The organism is Streptomyces sp. NPDC004126 (assembly GCF_050275515.1).
Taxonomy (GTDB): domain Bacteria; phylum Actinomycetota; class Actinomycetes; order Streptomycetales; family Streptomycetaceae; genus Streptomyces.
In genome coordinates this window covers 92,915-103,872 of the sequence record NZ_JBNNPF010000024.1, presented here as the reverse complement: position 1 = coordinate 103,872, position 10,958 = coordinate 92,915, and the positions used below count along the sequence as shown (strand labels likewise).

12 protein-coding genes and 1 pseudogene are annotated in these 10,958 nt (G+C 73.3%); 4 read left to right on the top strand and 9 right to left on the bottom strand.

What is annotated here, in order from left to right:
* Positions 1-52: 52 nt before the first annotated feature.
* Together ACQKM2_RS23040 and ACQKM2_RS23035 are read right to left on the bottom strand one after the other, a co-directional pair.
* Positions 53-835, bottom strand: a complete 783-nt coding sequence (locus tag ACQKM2_RS23040) for a GntR family transcriptional regulator (protein WP_427712512.1) — start codon at positions 833-835, stop codon at positions 53-55.
* Positions 832-1,374, bottom strand: coding sequence for a GntR family transcriptional regulator (locus ACQKM2_RS23035; RefSeq protein ID WP_427712510.1), 543 nt, complete (start codon positions 1,372-1,374; stop codon positions 832-834). The genes ACQKM2_RS23040 and ACQKM2_RS23035 overlap by 4 nt, the downstream gene beginning before the upstream one ends.
* 141 nt (positions 1,375-1,515) lie before the next feature.
* Between ACQKM2_RS23035 and ACQKM2_RS23030 the strand changes: the two genes are divergently transcribed.
* On the top strand, positions 1,516-1,947 hold the full coding sequence (locus tag ACQKM2_RS23030; RefSeq protein WP_427712507.1) for an ATP-binding protein: 432 nt from the start codon (positions 1,516-1,518) through the stop codon (positions 1,945-1,947).
* 25 nt (positions 1,948-1,972) lie between these two features.
* Here the strand turns inward: ACQKM2_RS23030 and ACQKM2_RS23025 are convergent, their stop codons facing one another.
* Both ACQKM2_RS23025 and ACQKM2_RS23020 read right to left on the bottom strand, forming a co-directional pair.
* Positions 1,973-2,401, bottom strand: coding sequence for a hypothetical protein (locus ACQKM2_RS23025; RefSeq protein WP_427712505.1), 429 nt, complete (start codon positions 2,399-2,401; stop codon positions 1,973-1,975).
* Between the two features lie 47 nt (positions 2,402-2,448).
* Positions 2,449-3,417, bottom strand: coding sequence for a GlxA family transcriptional regulator (locus ACQKM2_RS23020; protein WP_427712503.1), 969 nt, complete (start codon positions 3,415-3,417; stop codon positions 2,449-2,451).
* A gap of 111 nt (positions 3,418-3,528) precedes the next feature.
* Here ACQKM2_RS23020 and ACQKM2_RS23015 point away from each other — a divergent pair, with 111 nt between their 5' ends.
* Positions 3,529-4,458, top strand: coding sequence for an NAD-dependent epimerase/dehydratase family protein (locus ACQKM2_RS23015; RefSeq protein WP_427712500.1), 930 nt, complete (start codon positions 3,529-3,531; stop codon positions 4,456-4,458).
* Positions 4,459-4,480: 22 nt separating this feature from the next.
* Here the strand turns inward: ACQKM2_RS23015 and ACQKM2_RS23010 are convergent, their stop codons facing one another.
* From ACQKM2_RS23010 to ACQKM2_RS22995, 4 genes are read right to left on the bottom strand one after another with little or no spacing between them, the layout of a single operon-like run.
* Complete coding sequence (locus tag ACQKM2_RS23010; protein ID WP_427712498.1) at positions 4,481-4,990, bottom strand: pyridoxamine 5'-phosphate oxidase family protein; 510 nt, start codon at positions 4,988-4,990, stop codon at positions 4,481-4,483.
* 36 nt (positions 4,991-5,026) lie between these two features.
* Entirely contained in the window at positions 5,027-5,755 is a 729-nt protein-coding gene (locus tag ACQKM2_RS23005; protein WP_427712496.1) for a VWA domain-containing protein, read from the bottom strand.
* 25 nt (positions 5,756-5,780) lie between these two features.
* Positions 5,781-6,875: an acyl-CoA dehydrogenase family protein gene (locus ACQKM2_RS23000; RefSeq protein ID WP_427712494.1), complete on the bottom strand. Its 1,095-nt coding sequence runs from the start codon at positions 6,873-6,875 to the stop codon at positions 5,781-5,783.
* On the bottom strand, positions 6,872-8,443 hold the full coding sequence (locus ACQKM2_RS22995) for a FadD3 family acyl-CoA ligase (RefSeq protein WP_427712491.1): 1,572 nt from the start codon (positions 8,441-8,443) through the stop codon (positions 6,872-6,874). The genes ACQKM2_RS23000 and ACQKM2_RS22995 overlap by 4 nt, the downstream gene beginning before the upstream one ends.
* Positions 8,444-8,602: 159 nt before the next feature.
* Here ACQKM2_RS22995 and ACQKM2_RS22990 point away from each other — a divergent pair.
* Positions 8,603-8,992 (top strand): annotated as a pseudogene (locus ACQKM2_RS22990) (flavin reductase family protein); the annotation flags it as partial.
* A gap of 47 nt (positions 8,993-9,039) precedes the next feature.
* Here ACQKM2_RS22990 and ACQKM2_RS22985 read toward each other — a convergent pair.
* Positions 9,040-9,735 carry a PadR family transcriptional regulator gene (locus ACQKM2_RS22985; RefSeq protein ID WP_427712488.1) on the bottom strand — a complete coding sequence of 232 codons (696 nt, stop codon included), beginning with the start codon at positions 9,733-9,735 and terminating at the stop codon, positions 9,040-9,042.
* 101 nt (positions 9,736-9,836) lie between these two features.
* On the opposite strand from ACQKM2_RS22985, the gene ACQKM2_RS22980 reads away from it, so the two are divergent.
* Positions 9,837-10,958, top strand: coding sequence for an LLM class flavin-dependent oxidoreductase (locus ACQKM2_RS22980; RefSeq protein WP_427712485.1), 1,122 nt, complete (start codon positions 9,837-9,839; stop codon positions 10,956-10,958).

Sequence of the window (10,958 nt, the reverse complement as noted above, 5' to 3'; positions counted from 1 at the left end):
CGCGCCCGCCATGTCCCCGACCAGGGATGGCGGGCGCGGTGGCGTTCGGGGGCTACTCCGGCGTGAACTCGTACTGCAGCTCGTACAGGTGGCCCGCCTTGACCATCACGGTGACCTCGACCGGCCGATGGCCGTCGCTGTACACGGTCCTCAGCGTGCGGAGTACCGGCAGGTCGCCGGGCAGGCGCAGTGCCGCGTGCTCCGCCCGGGTGGGAACGCGTGCGGACACCCGGTCCACGCTGGTGCGTGGAGGGAACCCCAGCCCCGCGAGCAGGGTCGGGGTCCCGCCCCGGATCTTGCGGGGTTCGGCGAGAGCCGTGCCGCGCGCGATGGCGGGCGGGTAGTAGGAGCTGACGAGTTCGGCGGGCTCGTCGCCCATGGTGATGAGCTGCTGCCGAAGCACCGCCAGAGTGCCGTTCTCCTGGCCGAGGGCGGTCGCGAGGTCGCCATGTACCTCAGTCTCGGCGACCCCGATCAGGTCGCTGCGGGCCTCGGTACCGGGCCGGCCCGCGATCTCGGCCAGCCACGGATATGCGGCGCCCGCCGGGGCCGGTGCGAGCGAGGACGCGGGGCGGACGGTCTGTTGCCGGTTCGCGCGTACGGTTACGGCGGCACCTGCTCGACCGACCACGAGCCCTTCGGTCTTGAGGATCTGCACCGCCTTCTGGATGGTGGCGTTCGAGGCGTCGAAGCGTTCCTTAAGCCGCGCCGTCGAGGGGACGTTGGACCCAGGCGCGAGATCGCTGTTCATGATGGCGTCGCGCAGGTCGGCGGCGATGCGCGCGTGCAACGGCCGAGGGTCGTGTGCGGTGGCTCCAGGGGTGGGCAAGGTCATCCGATCGTGGTTTCGTAGCGCAGCTGCTGGCGGGTCGCCTGCATGACCATCAGGTCGGCCTGAAGGGGTGCGTCCGTCGCGTCGTACGTGACGCGGGCGATGCACAGCACCGGCTCGCCGTGGCCCACGCGCAGCTGCTTCCGTTCCTCGGCGGATGGCATTCGCGCCGTGACGGTCTCCACGACTCGTGTCCCGACGTGTCCGAGCGAGGCCAGCAGGGTGACCGCTCCGCCCCGGATCTTGGCGGAACCGGCCAAGGGCGTGCCGGACGCGATGCGGGCAGGGTAGAAGGTGTTGGTCAACTCGTACGGGTCTCCGTCGAGTTCGATGACCCGTCGGCGGACCACGACCGTTTCTCCCTCGTCCGTACCGAGCAGCCGCGCGGCCTCGGCAGTCGCGGGTGTCTCTCCCGCGAACACGATCCGCTGGCTGCCGCGACGGCCGGCCGACTCCGCCTCTTCCGTCCACGCATCCGGCTCTCCGGCCGTGCGTGGTGCCAGATAGGGCGTCGACGTGCTGGTCCACCCGGTGCCGTCCATGCCGTCCTCCCGTACGTCGACTGGTTGCTGCCGCTCCCACGCTATGCGAAGCCCGCCGCCGGGTTTCAGTCTGCTCCACCTTGCCGCTTTTCGCGAATAGCGATACGGTCGGTCACGCAGTCGGAACTCAGCGTCAAGGTGGTGGGTGGCGTGACCCTTTGTAGGCAGCAGCGATTTCCGCGGACGCGCAGCTCGGTGCGTGCCGCCCGGCAGTTCGCGGGAGACACGCTCGGGCAGTGGGGCATCGTGGATCGGGGTGACGACATCCGGTTCTGTACGTCAGAGCTCGCAGCGAATGCCGTGCTCCACGGCGTTCCGCACGGGCGTGAGTTCTGCGTGCGCCTGTTGTGGGAAGAAGGCGTCGTCCGGGTCGAGGTCAGGGACAGCGGCCCGGGCGTGCCGGCTGTCGGACGGCCCGGCGTGGACGCGTTGGCCGGCCGGGGACTGTGGCTGGTCTCCGAACTCGCCGATGACTTCGGGGTCATCGATCACCTGGTGGGGAAGACCGTGTGGGTGCGCTTCAAGGAGTCCACGATGCGACACGGCGCCCGTCAGGGCCCCGGCCGGGGGTGACGGGCGGCGTGGCGTTCCGGTGGGGCTACTCCGGCTGGACGACCGTGGCGGCCCAGCGGAGGGTGGGGGTCGAGGTGGTGACCACGGCTCCGAAGCCGCCGTGGAGGCCCGTGCCGAGGGGGATGGTGATGTGGGCCGGGGTGTCCGCCGGGCAGTCCAGGGTGAAGGGGGGCGGGTTGCGGTCCGGGTGTTCGTCGAGGGTGAAGGACACCACCATGCTGCCGCCGCCCTCGCAGGCGAAGGTGGTGTAGGTGTCCAGGCGGGGGGAGAGGCCGCCCGAGACGAAGCCGCCGGAGCCGGTCTGTTCGGGTACCCAGACCAGGCCGTCGGGGCCCGGGTGGGGGAGGAGTCCGCCGGACGCCGCCAGGGCGGTGCCGGTGGTCAGGGTGAGGGCCGCCGTCGTCGCCGCGAGCGTGAGCGCGGTGCGTCGGCGTACCTGGAGCATCTGCTTCATGGGTCCCCCCGGAGGTCTGTCCCGATCCGTGTTCGACCTGCCCCACGTTAGGGGGCGGCACCGACAACCCGGGCGGCCGCGCGGTAGGCGGAGGGGGTGAGGCCCGTGTGGCGTGCGAGGTGGGTGCGGAGGGAGTCCGCCGTGCCCAGGCCGCTGCGGGACGCCACCTGGTCCATCGGGAGCGCGGTGGTCTCCAGGATCTCGCGGGCGCGGTTCAGGCGTTGGTGGAGGAGCCACTGGAGGGGGCTGAGGGCCGTCTCCGAGCGGAAGCGGCGCGTCAGGGTTCGTACGCTCAGGCCCGCGTGCCGGGCCAGGTCGGCCAGGGTCGTCGGCTCGTGCAGGCGGGCCAGGGCCCAGGCGCGGGTCGCGGCGAGCGAGGTGCCCCGTTCGGGCGGGAGCGGGGTCTCTATGAACTGGGCCTGGTCGCCCGGGCGGACCGGGGCCGCCACCACCAGGCGCGCGGTGGCGTTCGCGACGGCCGCCCCGTGGTCGCAGCGGATCATGTGCAGGCACAGGTCGATCCCGGCCGACATCCCGGCCGAGGTGAGGATCCCGCCGTCCTCCACGAACAGCACGTCGGGGGTGAGGGTGACCGAGGGGAACAGGCGCCGGAAATCGTCCGACACCGTCCACAGGGTCGTCGCGCCCCGCCCGTCGAGCAGGCCTGCCTGGGCGAGGACGAAGGCGCCCGTGCAGATCGAGGCGATGCGCAGGCCCCGGGCGGCAGCCGTCCGCAGGACGTCCAATACCTGCGGGGCCGCGCCGAAGCGGTTGCCCGTGCCCGTGACCATCACCGTGTCGGCCCGCTCGACCGCCTCCAGCCCGTGCGGCACCACGACGTCCAGACCGTACGAGGCCTCCACCACACCCGGGTCGAGCGTGCAGACCGTCACCTCGTAGGCAGGCCTCCCGTCGACGAGCGTCACGCCGAAGACCGCGCCCGGGATCGACAGGTCGAAGGTGGTCACCGGGGGGAACGCGATGACCGCGACACGGTGCGGGCGGGTGGTCGTCATGGCTCGAATCTCCGGAGTCTTGGCATTCGGGCCACTACTGTACGGGGCTTCCCGGAGCGAGGGTTGATCCATCACCGCCACAACTCGTCCTACCAGTACGGGAGTACAGCCATGTCCTTGCCCTTGCCCTTGCACGTCGTCGTCGGCGCCGGCGCGATCGGCACCGCCACCGCGCACCTGCTCGCCGAATCCGGGGAGCAGGTCCGCGTCATCACCCGCAGCGGTGGCGGGCCCGACCATCCGCTCGTGGAGCGGATCGCCGCCGACGTCACGGACGCCGACCGGCTCGCCGGGCTGCTGGACGGCGCCAAGACCCTCTACAACGCGGCCGCGCCCGCCTACCAGGACTGGCGGACCGCCTTCCCGCCGCTCGCCGCCGCACTGCTCGCCGCCGCCGGGCGGACCGGCACCGACTACGTGATGCTGGGCAACGTCTACGGGTACGGGCCGGTCGACGGGCCGCTCACGCCCGACCTGCCCATGAAGCCGAACTCCGACAAGGGCCGGGTCCGTGCCGCCATGTGGGAGGAGGCCCTGGCGGCGCACCGGGCCGGGCGGGTGCGGTGCGCCGAGGTCCGGGCCGGCGACTTCTTCGGGGCGTCCGCGCAGGGCCTGTTCCCGCTGGTCGCCGTGCCCGCCGTACTGGCCGGCGAGGAGGCCGTCCTGCCGGTCGGCCTGGACGCGCCGCACCCCTGGTCCTACGTCGGCGACGTCGCACGCACCCTGATCGCGGTCGGTGCCCGGGACGACGTCTGGGGCCGCGCCTGGCACGTGCCGTCCACCTGCGATTCCTCTCCGAGGGAGCTGATGGGGCGGCTGGCCGGGGCCGCCGGGGCACCGGCTCCGAGGCTGCGGACCATGACGGGTGCGGAACTCGACGCGGCCGTCGCGGCGGACGCCGTGACGGCCGAGCTCCCGGAGATCTCCTACCAGTACGCACACGCACTGCGCCTCGACGCCTCCGAGACCGAGCGCGTGCTCGGCGTACGGGCCACCGCGCTGGACCGCGTACTCGACGAGCTGGTGCGGAACGCGCGGTGAGACCGGACCCCCGGGTCGCGCCTCAGCACGCCGGGTCCTCGCGCGGGGGTTCGTCGTCGTTGCCGCGGCGGAGGGTGTGGGTGCCGTGGGCCGGGGTCCAGGTGTGGATGACCAGTTCCTCGCCGTCGACCGTGGTGCGGACGACTTCGGTCAGGTCGGCGTGGAAGAGGTGGAAGGGGTGCGGGGAGTCGGTCTCCTCCGCGTAGCGGTGGAGTTCGGGCGGGTCCACGATCTCCACCGCGCGGCCGGAGATCCGTACGTCCCCCTCGGGCATCGCCATGCCCTCGCCCGGGTTGGTGTGCAGGGCGAAGCGGGGGTCGCGCTGGAGGTCGCGGGCCTTCATCGAGCCCGCCATCATGCCGAGCCACAGCTCCCCGCCGCGGAAGTCGACGTTGAGCCCGCAGACCCGGGGCGAGCCGTCCTTGCGCAGGGTGGCCAGGACGTGGTGCGGGAACTTCGCGAAGCGGGCCCGCACGGCCGCCGCGAACTCCGGTTCCGCCTTCTCGAACGCTGCCCAGTTGTTCGTCGTCATACGTCCATCAAAGCGCGCCCCGCCGCCCGCGGCCGGTCAGGCGCGCACGATGCCCGCCGTGCGTGCCGCCGCCAGCCAGGCCGGGAACTCGGCGACGAGGCGGTCGTAGAGTTCGGCGTCCGGGACGGTGCGCGGGTCGGGGCCCGCGTGGAAGTAGCCCGCGTTGTCCACGATCCGCTTCCCGGGGACGGGGAGTTCGTCGAGGCGGCGCAGGAAGTCGAACTGGGTGCTGCGGGTGTTGCCGAAGCCGACGAACTGCCAGAAGAGGGGGAGGCGGGCCGCCTTGCAGAGGTACCGCTCGGCGGCGAGCTTGTTGACCGGGCCGCCGTCCGTCTGGAAGACGACCAGGGCGGGATCGGCGGAGCCCGAGTCGAGGTAGTGGTCGATGACCGCGTCCATCGCCAGGTGGTAGGAGGTCTTCCCCATGTGGCCGAGGCGGGCCGCCATCGCGGTGACCTGCCCCTCGTGTCCCGCCAGGGTGACCTCCTCGACCGCGTCCACGTCGGTGGAGAAGAACACCACCGGGACCCGGCCGTCGCCGTCGAGGTGCGCCGAGAGGCCGAGGATGCGGTCGGCGAAGGCCTGCACGCTGCCGTCGTCGTAGTAGGGGCGCATGGACCCGGAGTAGTCCAGGACCAGGTAGACGCAGGCGCGGCCGCCCCGCAGGCCGTGCTTGGAGAGGGAGGCCCCGGCGCTCTTGTACGGGTTCACGAGCGCCGGGGCCGTTTCCTCGATCTTGCGGAGGTCGATCGCGCTGCCCGTCATGCAGCCGAGGGTACGTCAGGGGGCGCTACAGCCAGCCCAGGTGCGCGGACAGGCGCCGCCGGTGCGCGGTGGGGCCGCCGAGGAGCAGGGCCGAGCCGTGGGCGCGTTTGAAGAAGGTGTGCGCCTCGTGCTCCCAGGTGACGCCGATGCCGCCGTGGAGCTGGATCATCTCGCCCGCGGCGTACGCGTACGCCTCCGCGCAGGCCGCCGCGGCCGCGGCCGCCAGGTCCGGCGGGGCGTCGGCGGCCGCCGCCGCGAGGGCGAGCCCCCGGGCGGCCTCGACGGCGGTGTGCAGGTCGGCGAGCCGGTGTTTGACGGCCTGGAAGGAGCCGATGGGCCGCCCGAACTGGGTGCGCTCCTTCGCGTACCGGACCGTCGCCTCCAGGGCGCGCCCCGCCGCGCCCGCCTGCTCGGCGGCCAGGGCGGTGCAGGCCAGGTCCCGGACCCGGGCGAGGACCCCGGCCCCGTCGGCGGACAGCAGCCGGGCCGGGGTGCGGTCCAGGGTCAGCTCCGCGAGGGGGCGGGAGGGGTCCATGGTGGCCCGTACGGTGAAGGCCGCTGGCGGGGCGGCGAGTTCGTAGAGGCCGAGGCCGCCGTCCCGGGTCCGGGCGAAGGCCAGCAGCAGGGCGGGTTCCGCGGGGCCGGCCAGGACGTACCGCTTGGCGCCCGTGAGCAGCCAGACGGCGTCCGCGGCGGCCTCCGCCCGGGTCTCCAGGTCGGCCGGCTCCCAGCTGCCGCGCCCGCCCGGCCCGGTTTCCGCCCAGGCCAGCGCGCCGACCACGCTCCCGTCGGCCAGCCCCGGCAGGTGCTCCGCGCAGGCCTGGCGGTGCCCGGACGCGAGCAGGGCCTGCACGGCCAGCACCGCCGACCCCAGGTACGGTACGGGGCTCAGCGCGCGGCCCAGCTCCGCCATGACCACCGCGGTCTCGGCGGGCCCGCAGCCCAGCCCGCCGTACTCCTCGGGCACCGCGAGCGCGGCCGCGCCGACCTGCGCCGTCAGCGGGGCCCAGGCCTCATGGCCGGGGTGCCGGGCGAGGACCGCCCGTACGGCGTCGCGGAGTTCCTCCTGCTCGGGGGTGGGGGCCAGGCCGGCCGGCGGGGCGGTCTCCGGGACGGTCATGCCGACTCCCCTCGGGCCGCGCGGCGCAGCTCGGTCTTCAGCAGCTTGCCGCCCGCGTTGCGCGGGAGCTCGTCCAGCACCGTGAACCGCCGGGGCACCTTGAAGTTGGCCAGCCGCTCCCTGGCCCAGACGGTCAGGTCCTCCGCGGTGACGGGGGCGGTGGTGACGAGGTAGGCGGCGCCGACCTCGCCGAGCCGTTCGTCGGGGACGCCGACCACGGCCGCGTCGACGACGGCGGGGTGGGTGAGCAGGACGTTCTCCACCTCGGCCGGGTAGGCGTTGAAGCCGCCGACCACGTACATGTCCTTCAGCCGGTCGGTGACGGAGAGGTAGCCCCGCCCGTCCAGCACCCCGATGTCGCCGGTGCGCAGCCAGCCGCCGGGCAGGACGGCCTCGGCGGTGGCCGCCGGGTCGTCCAGGTAGCCGGGGGTGACGTGGTAGCCGCGGACCTGGATCTCGCCGGGTTCCCCGGCGGGCAGGACCTGCCCGAGCGGGCCGGTGACGCGGACCTGCGTGCCGGGGAGGGGCGGGCCGACGGTGCGGGCGACGGTGTCGGCGTCGGCGTCGGTGGGGCAGACGGAGACGACCCCGCCGGACTCGGTCAGTCCGTACGCGGTGAACACGTCGGGGGCGCCGAGTGCGGTGCGGATCTCCTCGACGAGGGAGGCGGGGACGCGGGCCGCACCGGTGCCGGCCAGCCGCAGGGCGCCGAGGTCGTGGGCGGTCCGTGCGGGGTGGTGGATCAGGCCGTGGAAGACGGTCGGCGGGCCCATCAGGCAGGTGACCCGTTCGGCGGCCATGCGGGCGAGGATGCGGTCGGTGTCGTAGCGGGCCTCGGGGAGCATGGCGACCCCGCGCAGCAGGCAGGCGAGCACCCCGGCCTTGTAGCCGAAGGTGTGGAAGAAGGGGTTGACCAGCAGGTACCGGTCGCCGGGGCGCAGGGTGACGAGTTCCGACCAGGAGGTGTAGAGCCGCAGGGTCTGCCCGTGGGTGGCGGTGACGCCCTTGGAGCGGCCGGTGGTGCCGGAGGTGTAGAGGACGTCGCAGACGTCCTCGGGGCGCACCCGCTCGGCGCGGCCGGCCCGTTCGGCCTCGGGGACGGCGCGTCCGGCGGCGAGGTACGCCTCCCAGGACTCGGGGCCGTGACCGCCGCGCAGGACGACGGTGGAGGCGAGGGCCCCGAGGTCCTCGCCGGAGGCGTGCAGGTCGCGGGCGTAGTCGGTGCCGAGGAAGCCGCGTTCGGTGAACAGGACGCGGGCGCCGCTGCGGCGGATGACGTCGGCGGCCTCGGCGGGCTTGTAGCGGGTGTTGACCGGGACGAGGACGGCGCCGGCGCCGACCGCGCCGAGGGCGGCGGCGATCCACTGGCGGCTGTTGGGGGCCCAGACGGCGATCCGGTCGCCGGGGCGGATGCCGTGGGCGATGGCGGCGCGGCCGGCGGCGGAGATCTCCTCGGCGAGCCGGGCGAAGGTCCAGCGGACCTCGCCGTCGGCGAGTGCTTCCAGGTCCCCGTACGCGGCGGCGGCGTGGCCGGGGAGCTGGGCGAGGGTGGTGGGCGGTGGTGGCAACGGACCCTCCCTGCTTGTCGTGACGTGAGTACTTGACGAGCGAGCGTGGGCGGTATCCAATCACAGCTGTTTCGGTTAGGCATATACCTAGTAGGAACAACTCTGCCTCGGGAGGTCACCGTGTCGACCCTCACCACCCCCGCCCCGACCCCCGCCGGGATGAAGGCGGTCCTGGCCGGCTTCTGCACCGGCGTCGCCGTCATCACGGCGTGCGACGGCGACGGCCGTCCCGCCGGGATGGCCGTGCAGTCCTTCTCGTCCGTCTCCCTCGACCCGCCGCTGGTCTGCTTCTGCCCGGCCCGCACCTCGGCGACCTGGCCGCGGATCCGGGCCGCAGGGGCCTTCGCCGTCAACGTCCTGGCGGCGGACCAGGAGGAGCTGTGCCGCCGCTTCGCCGTCACCGGCGGGGACAAGTTCGCCGGAGTGGCCTGGCGTCCGGGTGCGGGCGGCGCGCCCCTGCTCGACGGGGCGCTCGCCACCGTGGAGTGCGTACTGGAGGACGTGCTGGACGGCGGCGACCACGCCATCGCCCTCGGCCGCGTCACCGCCCTCGCGGCGCACCGCGAGGGGGCGCCGCTGCTCTACTTCCGCCGCTCCTACGGGCGGTTGGCGGATCCCTCGGCAGGCCCCTCGGCAGGATCCTCCGCGGGCCCCTCGACGGCCCCCGCGGCGGAACCCGCGGCGGCGCGCGCCGCCTCCAGGGCGTCGATGTCCTCCAGCATCGCGGCCGCCAGGTCGCGCTCGGAGGTGTAGTACCGCTCGGCCCACTTGAGGGTCAGGGTGGGGTACGCCCAGGCCGCCTCGTCCTTGGCGCCCTCGACGTCGGCCTCCGCACGCCGGCGCATGTCCTCCGCGAACTCCTGGTGCCGGTGCAGCACTTCGCGCATCTGCTCCGGCTCCAGCAGGTGGCCCAGCCACAGCCGCAGCATCGGCCCGTGCTTGAGGACCGGCGGGTCGACGGGCGCCTCGCGCGCCCAGGTCCGTACCGCGGCCATGCCCGCACCGGTGATCCGGTACACGCGCTTGTCGCGGGTGCCGGTGTCCTGGGCGACCATCCGCGAGGAGGCGTAGCCGGCCTTCTCCAGCCGCTTGAGCTCGCTGTAGATCTGGCTGAAGGACGGGCTCCAGTAGAAGAAGCGCAGCGACCAGTCCGACCACTTCTTCAGGTCGTAGCCGGAGAGTTCCTCGCCGAAGGAGAGCAGCCCGAGGACCGCCCAGCTGGTCGCGGGGAGGGTGCGCGGGTTCGTCCCCGCCGACGTCTCGTCTGCCGTCTCGGCCGTCTCGTCTGCCACGCAGCGCAGTCTACGACCGGTCCCGCGGCACCCTTCCCTCGATGGGGTATGCCTGCTAGAAGTATTCCTATTAGAAATAACTCCGGCTGGAGGGACCCCACGTGAAGTTCTCGATGATCTTCGAGGCCCAGCTCGTCGACCCCACCCCCGAACGCGAACGCCAGGTCATCCACGACTGCGTCGAACAGGCCGTCCTCGCCGAGGAGATGGGCTTCGACCGGATCTGGGCCGTGGAACACCACTCCCTGACCCAGTACGCCCACATGAGCGCCTCCGAGATCTTCCTGACCTGGGTCGCCGCCCGCACCAGCACCATCCGCATCGGCCACGGCGTGGTCACCATGCCCTTCGGCTACCAGCACCCCGTCCGCGTCGCCGAGCGCGCCGCCATGCTCGACGTGCTCAGCGGCGGCCGCGTCGACATCGGCGCCGGACGCGGCGCCACCCGCCAGGAGATGTCCATGTACGGGGTGCGCCCCGAGGACACCTACCCGCAGATGGAGGAAGCGCTGCGGATCTTCGCCTCCGCCTGGAAGGAGCCCGTCCTCGAATGGCACGGCTCCATCGACATCGGCCCCGGGGCGGTCCTGCCCCGCCCCGTGCAGGACCCGCACCCGCCGCTGTTCATGGCCTGCTCCAAGCACGACACCCTCAAGCTCGCCGCCGAACTCGGCATCGGAGCCCTCGTGATGGGCTTCGCCGGCGCCGACGACGTCCGCGCCATGCGCAAGGTCTACGACGAGGCCATCGCCACCCGCAGCGGCGAACGCCTCGTCTCCGCCACCGTCAACGACCACCTCTCCGCCCTCTGCCCCACCATCGTCCTCGACGACGCCGAACGGGCCCTGCGGCTCGGCACCAGGGGCCAGCGCTTCTTCGCCGAGTCCATCGCCCACTGGTACGGCAACGGGCCCGCGCCGACTGCCCACGCCGAGGACGAGGACCACACCGCCGCCCTCGAACGCGGCCGCGCCGACCTCGTCGCCAAGCTGCACGAGGCGCACATACCCGCCCGCCCCGTCGACACCGGCACCTACAACGCGGAGCACGCCTACGGCAGCGCCGAGACGGCCGTCGCGTACGTGGAACAGCTGCGCGAGATCGGCGTCGACGAGGTGATGTGCCTGATCCAGATGGGCACCGTCCCGCAGGAGGCCTGCCTGGAGACCATCCGGCAGTGGGGCGAGAAGGTCATCCCGCACTTCCGCGCCCTGGAGGCCTGA